20 protein-coding genes and 1 pseudogene are annotated in these 19,889 nt (G+C 63.7%); 14 read left to right on the plus strand and 7 right to left on the minus strand.

The window, feature by feature from the left end:
- The 11 genes and pseudogenes from VGH41_RS11290 to pyrF all read left to right on the plus strand — a co-directional run.
- Window positions 1–168: pseudogene (locus VGH41_RS11290) on the plus strand (IclR family transcriptional regulator); the annotation flags it as partial.
- Window positions 165–1,292 carry a 2-dehydro-3-deoxygalactonokinase gene (locus tag VGH41_RS11295; protein ID WP_331597503.1) on the plus strand — a complete coding sequence of 376 codons (1,128 nt, stop codon included), beginning with the start codon at window positions 165–167 and terminating at the stop codon, window positions 1,290–1,292. The pseudogene VGH41_RS11290 and the gene VGH41_RS11295, both read left to right, overlap by 4 nt.
- 43 nt (window positions 1,293–1,335) lie before the next feature.
- Window positions 1,336–2,016 (plus strand): 2-dehydro-3-deoxy-6-phosphogalactonate aldolase, encoded by a 681-nt coding sequence (locus VGH41_RS11300; RefSeq protein WP_331597504.1) that lies wholly within the window; start codon window positions 1,336–1,338, stop codon window positions 2,014–2,016.
- On the plus strand, window positions 2,013–2,789 hold the full coding sequence (locus VGH41_RS11305) for an SDR family oxidoreductase (protein WP_331597505.1): 777 nt from the start codon (window positions 2,013–2,015) through the stop codon (window positions 2,787–2,789). The genes VGH41_RS11300 and VGH41_RS11305 overlap by 4 nt, the downstream gene beginning before the upstream one ends.
- A gap of 198 nt (window positions 2,790–2,987) precedes the next feature.
- Window positions 2,988–3,986: an arabinose ABC transporter substrate-binding protein gene (locus tag VGH41_RS11310; protein WP_331597507.1), complete on the plus strand. Its 999-nt coding sequence runs from the start codon at window positions 2,988–2,990 to the stop codon at window positions 3,984–3,986.
- 209 nt (window positions 3,987–4,195) lie between these two features.
- Window positions 4,196–5,725, plus strand: a complete 1,530-nt coding sequence (araG, locus tag VGH41_RS11315; protein ID WP_331597508.1) for an L-arabinose ABC transporter ATP-binding protein AraG — start codon at window positions 4,196–4,198, stop codon at window positions 5,723–5,725.
- A 64-nt stretch (window positions 5,726–5,789) separates the two neighbouring features.
- Window positions 5,790–6,806, plus strand: a complete 1,017-nt coding sequence (araH, locus tag VGH41_RS11320) for an L-arabinose ABC transporter permease AraH (RefSeq protein WP_331597509.1) — start codon at window positions 5,790–5,792, stop codon at window positions 6,804–6,806.
- A 42-nt stretch (window positions 6,807–6,848) separates the two neighbouring features.
- On the plus strand, window positions 6,849–7,649 hold the full coding sequence (locus VGH41_RS11325; protein ID WP_331597510.1) for an SDR family oxidoreductase: 801 nt from the start codon (window positions 6,849–6,851) through the stop codon (window positions 7,647–7,649).
- The gene (locus VGH41_RS11330; RefSeq protein WP_331597511.1) at window positions 7,646–8,560 is read left to right on the plus strand and encodes an SMP-30/gluconolactonase/LRE family protein; all 915 of its coding nucleotides are present in this window, start codon (window positions 7,646–7,648) and stop codon (window positions 8,558–8,560) included. Before VGH41_RS11325 ends, VGH41_RS11330 begins: the two co-directional genes overlap by 4 nt.
- A gap of 187 nt (window positions 8,561–8,747) precedes the next feature.
- Window positions 8,748–9,851 carry an aldose 1-epimerase gene (locus VGH41_RS11335; protein ID WP_331597512.1) on the plus strand — a complete coding sequence of 368 codons (1,104 nt, stop codon included), beginning with the start codon at window positions 8,748–8,750 and terminating at the stop codon, window positions 9,849–9,851.
- A gap of 163 nt (window positions 9,852–10,014) precedes the next feature.
- Window positions 10,015–10,830, plus strand: a complete 816-nt coding sequence (gene pyrF / locus VGH41_RS11340; RefSeq protein WP_331597551.1) for an orotidine-5'-phosphate decarboxylase — start codon at window positions 10,015–10,017, stop codon at window positions 10,828–10,830.
- A gap of 54 nt (window positions 10,831–10,884) precedes the next feature.
- Here the strand turns inward: pyrF and VGH41_RS11345 are convergent, their stop codons facing one another.
- The 4 genes from VGH41_RS11345 to thiL form a co-directional block, all read right to left on the minus strand.
- Window positions 10,885–11,403: a cupin domain-containing protein gene (locus tag VGH41_RS11345; RefSeq protein ID WP_331597513.1), complete on the minus strand. Its 519-nt coding sequence runs from the start codon at window positions 11,401–11,403 to the stop codon at window positions 10,885–10,887.
- A gap of 92 nt (window positions 11,404–11,495) precedes the next feature.
- Window positions 11,496–11,996: a CinA family protein gene (locus tag VGH41_RS11350; RefSeq protein WP_331597514.1), complete on the minus strand. Its 501-nt coding sequence runs from the start codon at window positions 11,994–11,996 to the stop codon at window positions 11,496–11,498.
- Between the two features lie 26 nt (window positions 11,997–12,022).
- Window positions 12,023–12,604: a phosphatidylglycerophosphatase A gene (locus tag VGH41_RS11355; protein WP_331597515.1), complete on the minus strand. Its 582-nt coding sequence runs from the start codon at window positions 12,602–12,604 to the stop codon at window positions 12,023–12,025.
- Complete coding sequence (thiL, locus tag VGH41_RS11360; RefSeq protein ID WP_331597517.1) at window positions 12,594–13,586, minus strand: thiamine-phosphate kinase; 993 nt, start codon at window positions 13,584–13,586, stop codon at window positions 12,594–12,596. The genes VGH41_RS11355 and thiL overlap by 11 nt, the downstream gene beginning before the upstream one ends.
- A 164-nt stretch (window positions 13,587–13,750) precedes the next feature.
- Between thiL and VGH41_RS11365 the strand changes: the two genes are divergently transcribed.
- The 3 genes from VGH41_RS11365 to VGH41_RS11375 all read left to right on the plus strand — a co-directional run bounded on the left by VGH41_RS11365 (window position 13,751) and on the right by VGH41_RS11375 (window position 17,465).
- On the plus strand, window positions 13,751–16,090 hold the full coding sequence (locus VGH41_RS11365) for an NADP-dependent malic enzyme (RefSeq protein WP_331597518.1): 2,340 nt from the start codon (window positions 13,751–13,753) through the stop codon (window positions 16,088–16,090).
- A gap of 381 nt (window positions 16,091–16,471) precedes the next feature.
- Window positions 16,472–16,888: a ribonuclease gene (locus tag VGH41_RS11370; protein ID WP_331597519.1), complete on the plus strand. Its 417-nt coding sequence runs from the start codon at window positions 16,472–16,474 to the stop codon at window positions 16,886–16,888.
- Window positions 16,889–16,895: 7 nt separating this feature from the next.
- Window positions 16,896–17,465: a barstar family protein gene (locus VGH41_RS11375; protein ID WP_331597520.1), complete on the plus strand. Its 570-nt coding sequence runs from the start codon at window positions 16,896–16,898 to the stop codon at window positions 17,463–17,465.
- A 180-nt stretch (window positions 17,466–17,645) separates the two neighbouring features.
- Here VGH41_RS11375 and VGH41_RS11380 read toward each other — a convergent pair whose 3' ends face one another.
- The 3 genes from VGH41_RS11380 to speE form a co-directional block, all read right to left on the minus strand.
- A complete protein-coding gene (locus VGH41_RS11380; protein WP_331597521.1) occupies window positions 17,646–18,386 on the minus strand; it encodes a 16S rRNA (uracil(1498)-N(3))-methyltransferase in 741 nt (246 codons plus the stop codon).
- Window positions 18,387–18,405: 19 nt separating this feature from the next.
- Window positions 18,406–18,819: a glyoxalase/bleomycin resistance/extradiol dioxygenase family protein gene (locus VGH41_RS11385; protein ID WP_331597522.1), complete on the minus strand. Its 414-nt coding sequence runs from the start codon at window positions 18,817–18,819 to the stop codon at window positions 18,406–18,408.
- Between the two features lie 101 nt (window positions 18,820–18,920).
- Entirely contained in the window at window positions 18,921–19,790 is an 870-nt protein-coding gene (gene speE / locus VGH41_RS11390) for a polyamine aminopropyltransferase (RefSeq protein ID WP_331597523.1), read from the minus strand.
- Window positions 19,791–19,889 lie beyond the last annotated feature (99 nt).

Raw genomic sequence — 19,889 nt, forward strand, 5'->3', positions numbered from 1 at the left:
GCATCGGGCGCGGTGGTCGCGGCATTGTCGGTGGCGAGCACGATTCCCTATATGTCGCTCGAACGGATGGACGAGCTGATCCCGGTCGTACAGCGCGAAGCGCGCGCGATTTCGGAAGAACTCGGCTGGCGTGTGCCGCAGCCCGCGACCCGCAGGATCAAACGATGACGCAATCGGGTTCTCCCATGCCGGTCGCCAATGTCACCCATGCTGCAAGCGTCACGAACGCCGCGAATGCCGCCTCTGTTGGCGCAGTAGACGCCGCACAGCAGACGCAAGGCGTCAACGTGGATCAGGCCGCGCTGGTCGCGCTCGACTGGGGCACGACGTCGCTGCGCGCCTACCTGTTCGACGCCGCCGGCAATGTGCTGGCCACGCGCGAATCGAGCGCGGGCATCATGAATCTGCCGCGCCCGGCCGCGCAAGGCGGCTTCGATGCCGCCTTCGAAGCCGCCTGTGGCGCATGGCTCGAACGTGCACCCGGCGTGCCGGTGATCGCGGCGGGCATGGTCGGCAGCGCGCAAGGCTGGCTCGAAGCGCCGTACGTCGACGCGCCGGCCAGTGCCGACGCGCTGGTCGCGGGCATTGTCCGGGTGCAGACGGCGCGCGGCATCACGCTGCATATCGTGCCGGGCGTACTGCAGCGCGGCGAGCTGCCCAACGTGATGCGCGGCGAGGAAACGCAGATTTTCGGCGCCCTCGGCGAGAGCGGCGTTGCAGCCGAGGGCCTGGGTCAGCAGCGCGAACTGATCGGTCTGCCCGGCACGCACGCCAAATGGGTGGTGGTGCACGGCGAGCGGATCGAACGTTTTCATACGTTCATGACGGGCGAAATCTTCGCCGCGCTACGCGACCATACGATTCTCGGCCGCACCATGGTCAACCCGGCGCATCTGGACACCGATGCTTTCCTGCGCGGCGTGAATATCGCGCGCGAGAAGGGTCAGGCCGGGCCGCTCGCCACCGTCTTCAGCACGCGCACGCTCGGCCTGACTGGCCAGCTGAGCGGTGAACAGCAACCCGACTATCTGTCCGGCCTGTTGATCGGCCACGAACTGGCAGGTCTCGACGCCGTCCTCGCGCAGCAGCAAACCGGCCTCGCCGGGCACGCATTGCGCCTGATCGGTAATGAAGCATTGTGCGAGCGTTACCGGCTGGCGCTGGGCCAGTTCGGCTGCACCCAGGCGGAACTGGTCAAGCAGGCCACCGAGCGCGGCTTGTGGCGCGTCGCCACCCAGGCCGGACTCGTGAAGCCGGCGCCGGGCGCAGCGCTCAAGGCGCACGCCAGCTGACGGACCCAGGCTGCGCCGCACACGACATCGACAAGGAACCGACATGCAACCTCATATCAACCTGCCTGCTCCGTACATGCCGCATGCCGGCCTGATCGCGGCGTTCGAAACCTGTCCGCTGATCGCAATTCTGCGCGGCATCACGCCCGTGGACGCTGCCGAGCACGGCCAGGCGCTCTATGAGGCAGGGTTCCGGATCGTCGAAGTGCCGCTCAATTCGCCGCAGCCGTTCGACAGCATCGCGGCAATCCGCAAGGCCTTGCCGGCTGACGCGATCGTCGGCGCAGGCACGGTGCTGCACGCGAGTTTCGTCAAGGATGTGAAGTCGGCGGGCGGCGACCTGATTGTGATGCCGCATAGCGACGCTGAAGTCGTCATCGCCGCAAAGGCGCAGGGCATGGCTTGCTCGCCCGGCGTCGCCACGCCGAACGAAGCCTTTCTGGCGCTGAAAAACGGCGCCGACGTGCTGAAGATGTTCCCCGCCGAGCAACTCGGCTGCAACGTCGTGAAGGCATGGCGCGCGGTGATCGCGGGCGAAGTGCCGCTGGTGCCGGTCGGCGGCATCACGCCGGACAACATGGGACCGTTCCTGAGCGCCGGCGCGAACGGCTTCGGGCTCGGCTCGGCGCTGTACAAGCCGGGCCAGAGCGTGGCAGCGACCGCGTCGCATGCCAGGGCGTACATCAACGGCTTGCGGATCGCCCGGGCGAGCGCGAAGAAATGAACCGGCTCGCCAACAAGGTCGCGTTGATCACCGGTGCCGGTCGCGGCATCGGGGCTGCGATCGCGCTCGCGTTTGCGCGCGAAGGCGCCGCAGTCGTGCTGGCCGAACTGGATAAGGAAACCGCACAGCGCACCGCGCAGGAAATCGAAGCGGCGAGCGGTGCCAAAGTGCTGGCCGTGCCAACCGACGTCACGCAATCCGCCTCCGTGCAGCACGCCGTGAGCGAGGCGCAGCGCGCCTTCGGTCAGGTGGACGTGCTCGTGAACAATGCCGGCATCAACGTGTTTTGCGACCCGCTGACCATGACCGACGACGACTGGCGCCGCTGCTTCGCCGTCGACCTGGACGGCGTCTGGAACGGTTGCCGCGCGGTGTTGCCGGGCATGGTGGAGCGGGGCGCGGGGAGCATCGTGAACATTGCGTCGACCCATGCGTTCAAGATCATTCCGGGGTGCTTCCCGTATCCGGTCGCCAAGCACGGCGTGATTGGACTGACGCGCGCGCTCGGCATCGAATACGCGCCGCGCAATGTCCGCGTGAACGCCATCGCGCCGGGTTACATCGAAACGCAACTGACGCATGACTGGTGGAACGGCCAGACCGATCCCGCAGCGGCGAGGCAGGCCACGCTGGACCTGCAGCCCATGAAGCGGATCGGCCGCCCGGAAGAAGTGGCAATGACAGCGGTGTTCCTCGCATCGGATGAGGCGCCGTTCATCAATGCAAGCTGTATCACGGTCGACGGTGGGCGCTCGGCGCTCTATCACGACTGACAAGGCAACAACACAGAGCGAGCAGCCGTGCGCCACGCGGCGCGCGTCGCAGAAGAAGCAAAACGCCATAGAGCGTAATGATGAGTTTGACCGATTAGCTTGAACCGGTTGACGCGCTGGCCGCGTGTGTCAGGTCCGGGATAAGAAGACGCGGCCAATACCTTCTCGTTATCTACTAATTAGTCAGGAGACTGCAACATGAAACGAAGAATATTCCTCACGCTGGCAGCCGCAGCGGCAGGTGTGCTGTTCAACGCACCCGTCGTCCAGGCCGCTGACTCGGTCAAGATCGGTTTTCTGGTGAAGCAGCCGGAAGAGCCGTGGTTCCAGGACGAATGGAAGTTTGCTGAGATCGCCGCCAAAGAGAAGGGCTTCACGCTCGTGAAGATCGGCGCGCCGTCGGGCGAGAAGGTAATGAGCGCAATTGACAACCTCGCGGCCCAGAAGGCGCAAGGCTTCATCATTTGCACGCCGGACGTCAAGCTCGGACCGGGCATCGTCGCAAAGGCCAAGGCTGACGGACTGAAGATGATGACGGTCGACGACCGCCTCGTCGACGGTGCGGGCAAGCCGATCGCGAGCGTGCCGCACATGGGCATCTCGGCTTTCAACATCGGCAAGCAGGTCGGCGAAGGCCTCGCTGCGGAAATCAAGAAGCGTGGTTGGGACATGAAGGACGTGGGCGCGATCGACGTGACCTACAACCAGCTGCCGACCGCAGTTGACCGCACGGGCGGCGCTACGGAAGCCCTCGAGGCTGCCGGCTTCCCGAAGGCCAACATCATTGAAGCGCCGCAAGCGAAGACCGACACGGAAAACGCGTTCAACGCCGCCAACATCGCGCTGACCAAGAACCCGCAGTTCAAGCACTGGATCGCCTATGGCCTGAACGACGAAGCCGTGCTCGGCGCCGTGCGTGCAGCGGAAGGGCGCGGCTTCAAGGCGGACAACATGATCGGCATCGGTATCGGCGGCTCGGACTCGGCTCTGAACGAGTTCAAGAAGCCGACGCCGACGGGCTTCTACGGCACCGTCATCATCAGCCCGAAGCGCCACGGCGAAGAAACCTCGACGCTGATGTACGACTGGATCACGCAAGGCAAGGAACCGCCGATGCTGACCCTGACGACCGGCATGCTGGCCACGCGTGACAACGTTGCGGACGTGCGCGAAAAGATGGGCCTCGCATCGAAGTAAGCAGCACAATGAGCAGGACGTAGCAGCAGTGCTGCGGGCGGCCGCTGGATCTGCGGATCCCGGCGGCCGCCTACCGCAACGACAGCGCGCGCCCCAGGTGAGCGGCACGCGCGCTGGCAAGGGGCAACAACGTTTGGGATAGACCGTCGTGCCGGCGAAGCCACAGCCGCGTGGGCATACACGGTTCACAGGATGCAACAGGAGGCGAAGTGTCAGCGACGCTGCGTTTTGACAATATTGGTAAGGTCTTTCCAGGCGTGCGCGCGCTCGACGGAGTGTCCTTCGACGTGAACGTCGGCCAGGTGCACGGCCTGATGGGCGAAAACGGCGCAGGGAAATCAACCCTGCTCAAGATTCTCGGCGGTGAATATCAGCCCAATTCCGGGCGCCTGATGATCGATGGCAACGAGGTGCGCTTCGGCAGCGCCGCTGCGTCGATCGCGGCCGGGGTCGCGGTGATTCACCAGGAACTGCAATACGTACCCGATCTCACGGTCGCGGAAAACCTGCTGCTCGGCCAGTTGCCGAACTCGCTCGGCTGGGTCAACAAACGCCAGGCGAAACGCTTCGTGCGCGAGCGGCTGGAAGCCATGGGTGTCGCACTCGACCCCAATGCGAAACTGGGCAAGCTCTCGATCGCGCAGCGCCAGATGGTCGAAATCTGCAAGGCGTTGATGCGCAATGCGCGCGTGATCGCGCTGGACGAGCCGACCAGTTCGCTGTCGCACAGCGAGACCGAAGTGCTGTTCAAGCTGGTGCGCGACCTGCGCGCCGATAACCGGGCGATGATCTACATCTCGCACCGGATGGACGAGATTTACGAACTGTGCGACGCCTGCACGATCTTCCGCGACGGCCGCAAGGTCGCCTCGCATCCGACCCTGGAAGGCGTGAGCCGCGACACGATCGTGAGCGAGATGGTGGGCCGCGAAATTTCGGACATCTACAGCTACAAGCCGCGCGAACTCGGTGAAGTTCGCTTCGCGGCGAAAGCCGTGGAAGGCCACCCGCTCAAGGAGCCGGCCAGCTTCGAAGTGCGGCGCGGTGAGATTGTCGGCTTCTTCGGTCTGGTGGGCGCGGGCCGCAGCGAACTGATGCATCTCGTGTACGGCGCGGACCACAAGAAGAGCGGCGAGATCGTGCTCGACGGCAAGACCATCAAGGTGCGCAGCGCGGGCGAAGCGATCCGTCACGGCATCGTGCTGTGTCCGGAAGATCGGAAGGAAGAGGGCATCGTGGCGATGGCGACCGTGTCCGAGAACATCAACATCAGCTGCCGGCGCCACTATTTGCGCGGCGGCTTTTTCCTGAACCGCAAGAAAGAGGCGGAAACGGCGGACCGTTTTATCAGGCTGCTGAAGATCAAGACGCCGAACCGTCGCCAGAAGATCCGCTTTTTGTCCGGCGGCAATCAGCAGAAAGCCATTCTGTCGCGCTGGCTCGCGGAGCCGGATCTGAAGGTGGTGATTCTCGACGAACCGACCCGAGGAATCGACGTCGGCGCGAAGCATGAGATCTATAACGTGATCTATCAGCTCGCGGAACGCGGCTGCGCAATCGTGATGATTTCGTCTGAACTGCCGGAAGTGCTCGGCGTCTCCGACCGGGTCGTGGTGATGCGGCAGGGCCGCATCTCCGGCGAATTGCCGCGCAGCCAGGCCACCGAGCAGACCGTGCTGAGCCTCGCGCTGCCGCAAAGCTCGACCGCACCGCAAGACACCGCACCGCAAGCGGCCTGAAACCGAACGGACGCAAGTCTCTAACAACCCGTCAGCCCGTGACGAAAACGGGAGGAGTAATCAAATGCAAGCCAGAGAAAACCTCGCGCAACAGGCCGGCAAGGCCGCCGCCGAAGCGCTGATTCCGCAGAGCAGCGACAAGCAGAAATGGTGGCAGCAGGTCACCGACTACAGCCTGATCGTGATCTTCGCGATCATGTTCATCACGATGTCGGTAACGGTCGACCACTTTTTCTCGATCGAGAACATGCTGGGTCTCGCCCTGTCGATCTCGCAGATCGGCATGGTCGCGTGCACGATGATGTTCTGTCTCGCCTCGCGTGACTTCGATTTGTCCGTGGGCTCGACGGTGGCGTTCGCCGGCGTGCTGTGCGCGATGGTGCTCAACGCCACCGGCAACACGTTCATCGCGATCATCGCGGCAGTCGTGGCGGGCGGCGTGATCGGCTTCATCAACGGCGCGGTGATTGCGTATCTGCGCATCAACGCGCTGATCACCACGCTGGCCACGATGGAAATCGTCCGCGGTCTGGGCTTTATCGTGTCGCACGGTCAGGCGGTCGGCGTGTCGTCGGATACGTTCATCGCGCTGGGCGGCCTGTCGATGTTCGGCGTCTCGCTGCCGATCTGGGTCACGCTGCTGTGCTTCATCGTGTTCGGCGTGATGCTCAATCAGACGGTGTACGGCCGCAATACGCTGGCCATCGGCGGCAATCCGGAAGCTTCGCGTCTGGCCGGTATCAACGTCGAGCGCACCCGTGTGTACATCTTCCTGGTGCAGGGCGCCGTGACCGCGCTGGCCGGCGTGATTCTGGCTTCGCGGATCACCTCGGGTCAGCCGAACGCCGCCGAAGGCTTCGAACTGAACGTGATCTCCGCTTGCGTGCTCGGCGGCGTCTCGCTGCTCGGCGGCCGCGCGACGATTTCCGGCGTGGTGATCGGCGTGCTGATCATGGGCACGGTCGAAAACGTGATGAACCTGTTGAACATCGACGCGTTCTACCAGTATCTTGTGCGGGGTGCGATTCTGCTGGCCGCCGTGCTGCTCGACCAGTTGAAGAACCGCGGCGCGCGCGATTGATGCGCCTTGACTGATTAACCTGTCGAACTGAGGAATCCAGCGATGTCGTCTCCGGCCAATCCGAACGCCCGCCACGCGGATAACCCGTATGCGCGCTATCCGAGTCTCGTCGACCGGACGGTGCTGGTTACCGGTGGCGCGACCGGTATCGGCGCGTCGTTCGTCGAGCATTTCGCGGCGCAGGGTTCGCGCGTCGCGTTCTTCGATATCGACGCGAGCGCCGGCGAGGCGCTCGCCGATCAACTCGGCGATGCGCGGCACAAGCCGCTGTTTCTGGCCTGCGATCTGACGGACATCGACGCGTTGAAGAAAGCAGTCGCCGACGTCAAAGCCGCACTCGGCCCGCTCGAAGTGCTCGTCAACAACGCGGCGAATGACAAACGTCACAAGATTGAAGAGGTCACGCCCGAATCGTTCGACGCGGGTATCGCGGTGAACATCCGCCACCAGTTCTTCGTCGCTCAGGCTGTGGCGGACGACATGAAAGCAGCCGGGCGCGGCTCGATCATCAATCTCGGCTCGATCAGCTGGATGCTGAAACAGGGCGGCTTTCCGGTCTACACGATGTCGAAGTCGGCGGTCCAGGGACTCACGCGCGGCCTCGCCCGCGACCTCGGGAGTTTCAACATCCGCGTGAATACCCTGGTGCCGGGTTGGGTGATGACGGAAAAGCAAAAGCGCTTGTGGCTCGACGACGCGGGCCGTCGCTCGATCAAGGAAGGTCAGTGCATCAATGCCGAACTCATGCCTGAGGATCTGGCGCGCATGGCGCTGTTTCTCGCCGCCGACGACAGCCGCCTGATCACGGCGCAAGACCTCGTGGTCGACGGAGGCTGGGCGTGAGCGAAACACAACGTATCGCCCCCGCCACACTGCTGGTCGACGCGCAATGCACGCTGGGTGAAGGCGCGACCTGGTGTGCGCGGACAAACCGTTTCTACTGGACCGATATTGAAGGCGCGCGTCTATGGCGCTACGATCCGGGCGACGGCAGCAGCACCTCCTGGACGATGCCGGAGCGCCTCGCCACGTTTGCGCTCTGCGCCGATCCGCACTACCTTTTACTCGGTCTGGCGACGCATCTGGCGTTTTTCGACCTTGCAACTGGCGAGACTCAGCGTATCGTCGAGGTCGAACCCGGTTTGGACACGCGCGTGAACGACGGCAGGTGCGATCGGCAGGGGCGCTTCGTGTTTGGTACGAAAGATGAGGGTTCGCCCTTACGCGCCGTGGGCGGCTTCTACCGGCTCAATCGCGATCTGTCGCTGGAGCGTTTGCCTTTGCCGGCGCCGGCTATTTCGAATAGCATCGCCTTCAGTCCGGACGGCGGCACGATGTACTACTGCGATTCGCCGACACGCGAAATTCGCGCATGCGATTACCACGCAGACGGCAGCATCGCGAACGACCGCGTCTTCACGACGTTGACGGATGCGACGGGTGAACCGGATGGTTCGACGATCGATCGGGACGGCGGTTTGTGGAACGCGCAATGGGGCGGCGCTCGCGTGGTGCGTTACGACGCGAACGGTGTCGAAACGGCGCGGGTGAGCGTGCCGACCGTGCAGCCGAGCTGTGTCGCATTCGGCGGCGCGCAACTGGGTACGCTGTATATCACCAGCGCGCGCGCGGATCTGGATGCGGCCGCGCTTGCGAGCGACACGCAAGCCGGCGGTGTGTTCGTGGCGGTGCCGGGTCAGCGCGGTTTGCCTGAACCGCTGTTTGAAGGTGTGCCGCGCGGCGACGCCGTTTGACTGAACTGATCGGGTAGGGGGCGCCTTTGCGTCCCGCAGGGCTTTGAGGTTTTTTGCAGTTGCGGGTTGCAGTGTTGCGCAGCGTGAAGAAGGACCCAAGGACTCAAAGAGGCGGCCGGCCGAGTCGCCCGCATAAACGTCCGTCAACCATGACGGCAACGTCCCTCGCCTCTCGTTGGAGCCTGATATGACTGTTGCGAATCTCGTTTCACCTTCTTCCAGCAGTTCGACCTCTTCGACTTCCGCCACCGCCTCGAGCAGTTCGGCGGCTTCGCAGACGCGTCGCGCGCGCCTCGCGGCCGCCGCCAATCCTGTGCTGGCGGGACCCAGCACATCGGCGGTGGCGCTCGGCGAAGGCAGTGCAGCCGACGTCGCGTGCATCACGCTTGCCAACACCCAATTGCGGCTCGACGTGGCGCCGCTGCTCGGCGGCGGCGTCACCCGTTTCGACTGGCGCAACGAAGGCGCGCTGGTGCCGATCTTTCGCCGTTGCCGCCACGTGGACAGCGATACCGATCCGAATCAGCTGGCCTGTTATTCGCTGCTGCCGTATTCGAACCGGATCGGCGGGGGCTATTTCGAGGTCGGCGGCCGGCGCGTCGAAGTCGCGCGCAATCGCCCCGGCGAAGCGTTGCCGATCCATGGCGACGGCTGGCTCGCGCATTGGAGCGTTGCCGACAGCGACCGCGAGAACCTGCGTCTGACGCTCGATCGCAGCAGCGGCAAACCGTACGCGTACCGCGCGGCGCAGACGTATTCGCTCGAAGGCGCGACGCTCGTGATCACGCTGGAGATTGAAAATACCGGGCGTGACACCATGCCGTTCGGTCTCGGCATTCACCCGTTCTTCGTGCGCGATGCGCAAACGGAGCTGTCCGCGGCGGCGGCCGGGTTGTGGCTGCAAGGCGACGACTGGTTGCCGGTGCGGCACGTGCCGGCGCCGCCGGCCTGGCAGTTCGGCGTTGCGTATCCGTTGCCGGAGACGGTCGTCAATCATGCGTTTACCGGCTGGAGCGGACAGGCCGCCGTAGTCTGGCCGAAGCGGCGTCTCTCCCTGACGATCGCAGCGGACACCGATTACTACGTGCTCTACACACCGCCCGGTGAAGAGTTTTTCTGCTTCGAACCAGTGGATCATCCGATCAACGCGATGAACCTGCCGGGCGGCGCGGCCGAAAACGGCATGACCATGCTCGCGCGCGGCCAGCGCCTGACGCGGTCGTTCCGCTTTACAGTTGAGCGCACCGGCTTGCGTGCCGCGGCGGGTGCACGCGGGACGCGTCGACAATAGGCGAGGCGGGTCGGGGCATGAGGGGGCGGTGAAGGCTGACGAAGCCGGGTTTTGGCGGTGCCCGGCGCGTCAGGCGCACGAGGACGGGTAAAATACGCGCCACTTCTCCTATCGCCCCGCCACGAGACCGCCCATGTCTATACAGAACGTGTCCATACAGACCGTGTCCACTTTCAGCCAGACACTCAACGACGCCTGGCAGCGTACGAATTCGCTGCTGTGCGTCGGCCTCGATCCCGAGCCGACCCGATTCCCTGCCGCACTCGCCGGCCGCGCCGATGCGATCTTCGAATTCTGCCGCACCATCGTCGACGCAACCGCGCCGTATGCGTCGTCGTTCAAGCCGCAAATTGCCTACTTCGCTGCGCATCGTGCGGAAGACCAGCTCGAGCAGCTGATCGCGCATATCCATGAGAAGCATCCTGGCCTGCCGGTGATTCTCGATGCGAAGCGCGGTGATATCGGCAGCACCGCAGAGCAATATGCGCGCGAGGTCTTCGAGCGTTACGCTGCGGACGCCGTCACGGTGAATCCGTATATGGGCTTCGATTCGATCGAGCCGTACCTCGAGCATCACGGCAAGGGTGTGATCGTGCTGTGCCGTACTTCCAACCCGGGCGGCTCGGATCTGCAGTTTCTCGAAACGGCGGGGCGCCCGCTGTATCAGGTGGTCGCGCAACTGGCGGCGGACAAATGGAATGCGAGCGGCCAGCTTGGCCTCGTGGTGGGCGCAACTTTCCCGAAAGAGATTGAGGTGGTGCGTGGGATCGTGGGCGACATGCCGCTGCTGATTCCGGGCATCGGCGCGCAAGGCGGCGATGTCGAAGCCACGGTGAACGCAGGCCGCACCGCGGCGGGCAGCGGCATGCTGATCAACTCCTCACGGGCGATCATCTACGCGGGCAAGGGCGAGGACTTCGGCCAGGCGGCAGCGCAGGCCGCACAAGCGACGCGGGATCGGATCAACGCGTATCGGTGAGCGGGTGCCGGCTGCCGGGGCTCGGGCTGGCCGTGTCCCGGCGTTTTGTGCTGATCATGCAGGCCGTATCGCCGGACCCAGGCGCGCCACGCACTCCGCATGTGCTGGATACGCCTTCTGCAGGGCGCCGATATCCGCCAGTTCGAACTCGCTAAATTCGAACCCCGGCGCCACGGTGCAGCCAACCAGTGCGTGCGTCGCCGGGTTCTCGCATTCCGCGGCAAACCACAAGCCTGCGGGCACGACGGCCTGAAACACGGTGCCCGGATGGGTGAGCGCATTGCCGAGGCGGTGCGTGATCAACGCGCCCGTTGCGTCGAGCACATGCACCAGCAGCGGCTCGCCGGCATAAAAATGCCAGACCTCGTCGGACCTGATTCGATGCCACGCCGAATGCGCGCCGTCGCATAGCAGGTAATAGATTGCCGTCGACGCCGCGCGCGTCTCACCCGTCGCTGCCCGGCTGACCTGATCTGCAGATCGATACGTCTCGCGAAAAAAACCGCCTTCAGGATGCGCTTGCAAATCGAAGCGGCGGATCAGTTCGTCTTTGGCGAAAGCTTGGCTGGACATAAGCGGCTGGGTCGGGTGGAGCGGCGGTCAGTTGAGAACAGGCAACGCGGGACGCAGTACAACATGCAGACGGGTGAGGAAAACGTAGCCGCCTAGCGCTCGCGCTCATCCAGCAATGCCAGCAACCCGCGCAGCGCATGCGCTGCTGCCTGCACGCGGATTCTTTCGCGATCGCCCTTGAACACGACCGTTTCCACCGACGTATGCAGCCGGTTGCTCCAGCCGAACGACACCATGCCGACCGGCTTGGTTTCAGTGCCGCCGCCTGGGCCCGCTACGCCAGTGACGGAGAGCGACACCTGCGCGCGGCTGTTGCGCAGCGCGCCTTCGGCCATGGCGCGCGCCACCGGTTCGCTGACCGCGCCGTGCTTGTCGATCAGATCGGCCGGGACGCCGATCATTTCGCTTTTGGCCTGATTCGAATACGTGACGAAGCCGCGCTCGAACCAGCCGCTGCTGCCGGAAATATCAGTGATTGCGGCGGCGACCATGCCGCCGGTGCAGGACTCTGCGGTGACGAGCATCAGGCGTTCGTCGCGCAACCGGTTGCTCACGCGGATCGCAAGTTGATGGACGACGGAATCGGTAGGCATGCGTAGTTCCGGAAAGCGAGAGACGGTCAGACCGACATGCGCCACAGTGCAATCACGAGCAAAGTGAAAAACGCCGCGACCAGGTCATCAAACATGATGCCAAAACCGCCTTTCAATCTGCGGTCGAAGTAACGGATGGGCGGAGGTTTTACCGTGTCGAAGAAACGGAAGACGACGAACGCCCACACCTGGCCTGTCAGCGTGACCGGCGTGACCATCAGCAGCACCAGCCAGAAGGCAACGACTTCGTCCCAGACGATAGACGACGGATCTTCGATGCCGAGCTTTTTTGCGGTGAACCCGGTGATCCAGATGCCGGCGAAAAAACCCACCACGATCAGCAAACCCCAGTCGAGCACGGTCAGATAGCGGTTCAGCACCGCGAACGACGCCCACGCGAACAGCGTGCCGAAGGTGCCTGGCGCGACCGGCGACAGGCCGCTGCCGAAGCCGAGCGAAAACAGATGCAGTGGATGCGACAGCATGAAGCGAGCGCTCACCTGGCGCGGCCGCACGGCGCCGGGGTCGGGCGCGCGAGGCGGCTGTCCGTCGGGCGGCACGTCACCCGGAGTCTTGTCAGCGGGGCCGAGCGAGGGTTCAGTCTGCATGGAAATGGTCGAAGCCTTGCAAGGTCAGGGTGAGCGGTTGGCCGGCTGCGTCCTGCCAATGAATGGCGGGACGATCCGCTGAAAAGGGATCGCTTATTGTACCGATCCGGGTCACCGGAATTCCTACCCGTGCGCCGGCCGCTTCGACCTCGGCGCGCGCGGCGGCGGGCGCCGTAAAGCATAGCTCGTAGTCGTCGCCGCCTGCCAGCGTGCAGCGGCGCTGGATGTCTGCAGGCAGCCGGCGCAGTGCGGCAGAGCGGGGCACGGCGTCGACGTCGACGCTCGCGTGCAGGTCCGAGCGTTCGAGGATATGCAAAAGATCGCCGGCCAGTCCGTCCGACAGGTCGAGCGCCGCATGCGCGATACCTCTGAGCGCGAGACCGAGCGCGACGCGCGGCTCGGGGCGTTCGAGGGCGCGGCGAAATGTCGCAGTGTCCGCCGCATCGGCTTGCCACTCGCCGCGCAGCACGCCGAGTCCGGCGCGCGCATCGCCGAGCGTGCCCGAGATCCAGATGTCGTCGCCCGGCCGCGCAGCGTCGCGGCGCAGCGCGAGTTGAGGAGGGACGCTGCCGAAAACAGTCAGGCAAAGGTTGAGCGGACCAGCGGTCGTGTCGCCCCCAATCAGATCGCATCCGTAGCGTTCGGCCAGCTCGAAAAGCCCGTCGCTGAACGCGGCAAGCCAGTCTTCACGTGCTTGCGGGAGCGCCAGCGCCAACGTGAACGCCTGCGGGCTGGCGCCCATCGCGGCCAGATCCGACAGATTGACGGCCAGGGCCTTATGGCCGAGCGCGTGTGGGTCGATATCCGGGAAGAAATGGCGGCCTTCTACCAGCATGTCCGTAGAAATGGCCAGCATCTCGCCCGGACGAGGCGCTAACAGCGCGCAATCGTCGCCGATACCGAGCGAACCGTCGTCGCCAAGGCGCGTGATCTGTGCGCGGCGCGCGAAAAAGCGGTCGATCAGCGAAAACTCAGAAAGCATAGGAAGGATCCGTGCACGGAAAAGCCGCTAACTGCAAGCATTGTAGGGTGATGATGCTGCAGTGCCGCAATAGGCCGATCGGGTAAATTGACTGCGTTTCACATTGTTTCGGTCGCGGCAGCTGTGCCCGGATTGAAGGAATCACGTCTGGGAATGGCGCTACAATGCCGTCGAACGTCTATTCTAATCCGCACTTCCAAGCCCGCCTTATGTCGAATCCCGTCAATAGCAAACTCCGCGAAGCCGCTCTCGATTATCACGAATTCCCGACCCCCGGGAAGATCGCAATCGCCCCTACGAAGCAGATGATCAACCAGCGCGATCTGGCGCTGGCGTACTCGCCGGGCGTCGCGTTCGCGTGCGAGGAAATCGTCGAGAATCCGCTGAATGCCGCCCGCTTCACCGCGCGCAGCAACCTGGTCGGTGTCGTGACGAATGGCACGGCGGTGCTGGGTCTGGGCAACATCGGTCCGCTCGCGTCCAAGCCGGTGATGGAAGGCAAAGCGGTGCTGTTCAAGAAGTTTGCCGGCATCGATGTGTTCGATATCGAGCTGAACGAGTCGGATCCGCACAAGCTGGTCGACGTGATCGCGGCGCTCGAACCGACCTTCGGCGGCATCAACCTGGAAGACATCAAGGCGCCGGACTGCTTCATCGTCGAACGCGAATGCCGTAAGCGCATGAAGATTCCGGTATTTCACGACGACCAGCACGGCACCGCCATCGTCGTCGCGGCCGCCGTCACCAATGGTTTGAAGGTGGTCGGCAAGGACATCAAGAAGGTCAAGCTGGTGGCCTCCGGCGCAGGCGCTGCGGCGCTGGCCTGCCTCGACCTGCTGGTCGACATTGGCCTGCCGCTCGAGAACATCATGGTGACCGACCTGGCCGGCGTGGTGTACAAGGGCCGTAAGGAATTGATGGACCCGGACAAGGAGCGCTTTGCGCGCGAAACCGAAGCCCGCACCCTGGCTGAAGCCATTGGCGGCGCGGACGTGTTCCTGGGTCTTTCGGCCGGCGGCGTGCTGAAGCAGGAAATGGTCAAGCAGATGGCGGACAGGCCGCTGATTCTGGCGCTGGCGAATCCGACCCCGGAAATCCTGCCGGAACTGGCGCTGGAAGTGCGTCCGGATGCCGTGCTGTGCACGGGCCGCACCGACTATCCGAATCAGGTGAACAACGTGCTGGTGTTCCCGTTCCTGTTCCGCGGCGCGCTGGACGCGGGCGCGACGACGGTGACGCGGGAAATGGAAATCGCGGCAGTCAACGCAATCGCAGAACTGGCGCGCCAGGAGCAGAGCGATATCGTTGCGACGGCGTACGGCATTCAGGATCTGTCGTTTGGCCCGGAATATCTGATTCCGAAGCCGTTCGATCCGCGCCTGATCGTCAAGGTGGCGCCGGCGGTGGCGAAAGCCGCGATGGATTGCGGCGTCGCACAGCGTCCGATCGAGGACATGGACGCCTACGAGCAGCATCTGCAGCAGTTCGTCTACCACAGCGGCACGACCATGAAGCCGATCTTCCAGCTGGCGCGTGGCGTCGAGCCGGAGAAGAAGCGCATCGTGTTTGCAGAAGGCGAAGAAGAGCGCGTTCTGCGTGCATTGCAGATCATCGTCGACGAAAAGCTCGCCAAACCGATCCTGATTGGCCGCCCGGCTGTGATCGAGCAGCGCATCGCGCGCTACGGTCTGCGCCTCGTCAACGGTCAGGATTACACCGTCGTCAACACGGACCATGACGAGCGTTATCGCGACTTCTGGCAGTCGTATCACAAGCTGATGGCGCGCAAGGGCATCAGCGCGCAGATGGCCAAGCTGGAAATGCGCCGCCGCACGACGCTGATCGGCGCGATGCTGGTGAAGAAGGGCGAAGCCGACGGCATGATCTGCGGCACGGTCAGCACGACGCATCGCCACCTGCATTTCATCGATCAGGTGATTGGCAAGAAGGAAGGTCGCAACGTCTACGCGGCGATGAACGGTCTGGTGCTGCCGGGCCGCCAGATTTTCCTCGTGGATACACACGTGAACGTCGATCCGACGCCGGAGCAACTGGCCGAGATCACGATCATGGCGGCCGAAGAAGTGCGCCGCTTCGGCATTGAGCCGAAGATCGCGCTGGTGTCGCACTCGAACTTCGGTACGAGCAATGCGCCGACCGCGCAGAAGATGCGCGATGTGCTGGAGATCTTGCGCGAGCGCGCTCCGGATCTGCAAGTGGACGGCGAAATGCACGGCGATGTTGCACTCGACGCCAACCTGCGTCGCGAAGTACTGCCGGAATCGACGCTGGAAGGCGACGCCAACCTGCTGGTGATGCCGAACATCGACGCCGCCAACATTTCGTACAACCTGCTGAAGACCGCGGCCGGCAACAACATCGCAATTGGGCCGATCTTGCTGGGTGCGGCCAAGCCGGTGCACGTGCTGACCTCGTCGGCCACGGTACGCCGGATCGTCAACATGACCGCGCTGCTGGTTGCGGACGTGATGGCAGCGCGTTAAGCGCCGAACGCCGAAAAAGTACGACGATGGCAGCGCACCCCGCTGCCTGCCCAAAAAAAAGGCGTGCCCGCAATGGGCACGCCTTGGGCGAACTGGGGATAGTCACCCAACGAAGCATGAAACGACGGCTCTCCACCTCCAGATAGCCCGGCACAGAGAAGGCCCTTCTCACGTACCTCGAACTATCGCCGTCGAGATAATTTTATCCCGGGTGCGATAAATAAATCTGTCAAAAGTCGTCAAGAGCCGGGCGCGCGCGATTTTCCGGAATCCTGGATTCTTTCGTCTACCGAACGAACGTTGATTCCAGGGGCCATTAGCGATACCCTTACGTCTTTCATGGTCGTCAAACTCGTGATCTAACAGCGGGAACCCTGATTCATGGCACGCAAGTGGCTCCGCAGCGGCGTGCTCATCGGCGCTCTGGCGTTCGGCTTGTTCGGAAATGTGGTGTCCGGCAGCGCATTCGCGCGGGACTACTCCGCGTCCGGCAACGGCGGGAATCAGGTGCAGGGCACCATCGCGGTGGCGCAATTGCCGCGTGAAGCAGTCAATACGTTGAACTTGATTGCCGCAGGCGGGCCTTACCCGTATGAGAAGGACGGCATCGTATTCGGCAACCGCGAACGGCTGCTGCCGCCGCATCGGCGGGGCTACTATCACGAATACACCGTTCCTACGCCGCACGCTTACAACCGCGGCGCGCGTCGCATTGTTTGTGGTGGTCCGCTAAGGCGTACCGACAATTGCTACTACACGGACGACCACTACTCCAGTTTTAATCGTATTGTTGAATGACATCGGGATGAACGGTATGAGCGACAACATCTACGCGCACGACTCCGGAGTCGCGAGGGATCTTTTCGCGGCCGGTGACGGCAATCTGTTCCAGCGCGTCATGCAGATGCGCGCCGCCGGTGACGGACGGGACACCCAGAGCGAAGCCGGCGCAGAGCTTTCATCGAACGAGGGGCCTATGAGTCTTTTCAAGACCGTACGACCAAACATCGTACAGTCGATCCGCGCGTTTCGCGTTCAGGATCTCGCTGATGAAGCCCAGCAGCTCGGCCAGCACTTTCTGTATGCCTATTGCGCAAATGCGCAATCGAAACAGGAGGTCCTCGAGACGATTGCGACTTCATTTCTGTTTCCAAAGCATTTCGGTAAGAACTACGACGCCCTCTACGATTGCCTGACCGATCTGGTCGCCAAAGCCGGTCCGCAACCGGGTTTTGTCATCGTGCTGGAAGCGCTGCCGGTCGCGCAAAAATTCGATAAGGAAGGGCGCGAAACGCTGCTCGACGTTTTCCGCGAAGCGGCGGAATTCTGGGCTGAACGCAAGGTGGCGTTCCGCGTGTTTTATTCGTTCGCCTGAGCGGGTGCGTACCTGCATGCGGGGCACTGGCCGCCGCGACTGATGAGCTGATTGGGCGAACTACGCATTAGCTGAACGAAGAAAGGCCCGCCGGATGATCCGGCGGGCCTTTTGATTGATGCATTCCGGCCAGCAAGCGATCCCTGAACCCTTATAGATTGCCAGTCTGCTTAGACCGGCTCACCAGCCACCCCAGCGTGCGGCTAGCGCGGCGAGTACGGCGATCCCCGCCGTTTCGGTGCGCAGCACCCGTGGACCGAGGCCGACGGCGGTAAATCCGTGACTGGTGGCGGCCGCTTCTTCGGCGGCGGAGAACCCGCCCTCCGGGCCGATCAGCAAGGTCACGCGGCCGTGCGGCGGGGTTGCCGGCAGTGCGGAAAAAGCGATGCTGGCGCGCGGCGACAGCAGCAGCCGCAATTCACCTTCTTCGGCAGCACGCGGTAGCGCACCGAGCCAGGTCGCGATTTCGCGAACCGGCGCAACTTCAGGCAGACGGTTACGGCCGCATTGTTCGCACGACGAACGTACGATGCCTTGCCAATGCGCGTGACGCCGTTGCGCCCGTTCGCCCGAAAGACGCACGACGCTGCGCGTGGTGGTGAGCGGCACGAAAGTCGAGGCGCCCAGTTCGACGGCTTTTTCGATCAGCCAGTCCATCTTGTCGCCGCCGGCGATGCCTTGCGCGAGCGTGAGGTGGTAGGGCGGCTCCACTTCGATGTCGCGAAATTCACGGATGCGGACCGTGGCCGAGCGTCGTTCCACTTCGACGAGTTCGGCGCTGTATTCGCCGCCCTCGCCGTTGAACAGCACGATCGAATCGCCGGGTTGCAGGCGCAGAACCTGGATGTGCCGTGTGACGTCATCGGGAAGCTGCATGATGTCGTCGGGTTTGAGGGGAGAACCGACGAAGAAGCGAGGCATCAGGAAAATACTCATTAGTTCACGAAAGGTGGCGAGCGAGCGCCCAACGGTAGCCGTCCAGATCTTCGACCTGGGCGAAACGGTCACCCCAGAACTGATCCTGCGGCTCGCTCAGCGATTTCGCGCCGGCGGCCAATGCCCGCGCATAAACCGCGTCGACATCGTCGACATAAACATAGAACGATTGCGGCGCAATCGCGCCCGCGCTTTTAGGTGTCTTCGCAGTCGAGCCGAACGCACCTTCCGGCGCGAACATCACGATCAGCTGACCTTGGTAGACCATTTCGACATGCATGACGATGCCGTCGTCCTGGACGCTGTCGCGTACCTGAAAACCGAAGGCGGCTTCGAAGAACGCAATCGCGACACGCGCGTCGCGGACTGTCAGATAGGGGGTCAACCAGGGCACACCAGCGGGGCGAGAGGCGGTCATGGAGTTCTCCGGATCTAAGGTCAGCAGGGCAAGTGGAGGACGGCCAGCAGGTCAGCGCGCGAGACCTCAGCGCCGACCAAACCGCTCATTCTGCCGCCGCGTCACCGTGATGGCTTTAAGAATTGACTTAGTTTATCGCGCACTGCCCGAGATGCCGAGAACAGTCCGCCATGTGCGATGGCGTCATACCACATCAGGTCGTCGATCTGGCGTGCGGCGAGCCGCCCGGTGATCTCTGCGGGCATGAGCGCGGCGGGGTCGAGGGTGTCGCTGGCGGTGGCCATCGTCCATAGCGAGCCGTATAGCGGCACGAACGCGCCCATCGTGCGCACGACCGCAAATGCCGAGCGCAGATCGTCGAGCAGCGCCGCGGCGCGCGCGCCGTGAAAGTATGGCGCGCCAAGGTGCAGCGACAGCGCGGCGCAGGGACTCATCACGCGCTTGAGCTGGGCGTAGAACGCGGACGTGTAGAGGCTCGCTGCCGGAGAATCCGGCGGTGTCAGGTCGAATATCACCAGATCGAACAGTTCGCGCGTCGCGGCGACGAACTCGACGGCATCGCCGATCACCAGTTCCACGCGTGGATCGTCAAATGCGCCGCCATGCACCTGAGGGAGAAATTCGCGCGTGAGGCGCACGACTTCCGCATCCAGTTCAGCCACCACGATTCTGCCGATCTCCGGATGTTTCAGCAGTTGCCGCGCTGCGCCGCCGTCGCCGCCGCCCAGCACCAGCGCGGCGCGCGGCGCCGGATGGGCGAGCGCGGCCGGATGCACCATGCATTCGTGATAGATGAACTCGTCGCCCACCGAGGTCATGGGCCGGCCGTCGAGCGTGAATAACCGGCCAAGCTGCGGCGTATCCCAGACTTCGATGTGCTGATAGGGCGAAGCGACGCTCGCGAGGCGCCGCGCATTCGGGAAGCCGTAAAGGGCGTACGGAGTCGGCTGGAACAGTAGCGGGGCGCTCACGGTGGGCAGGGCGCGGGCGGCGCGATGGGTGGTCGATGGCCGGATTATAAAGTCCACTGCGCAGGCAGGCCGCCGGCAGGCGCGCAAACGGCGGCCGGC

Source organism: Paraburkholderia sp., assembly GCF_036488795.1.
Lineage (GTDB): Bacteria > Pseudomonadota > Gammaproteobacteria > Burkholderiales > Burkholderiaceae > Paraburkholderia.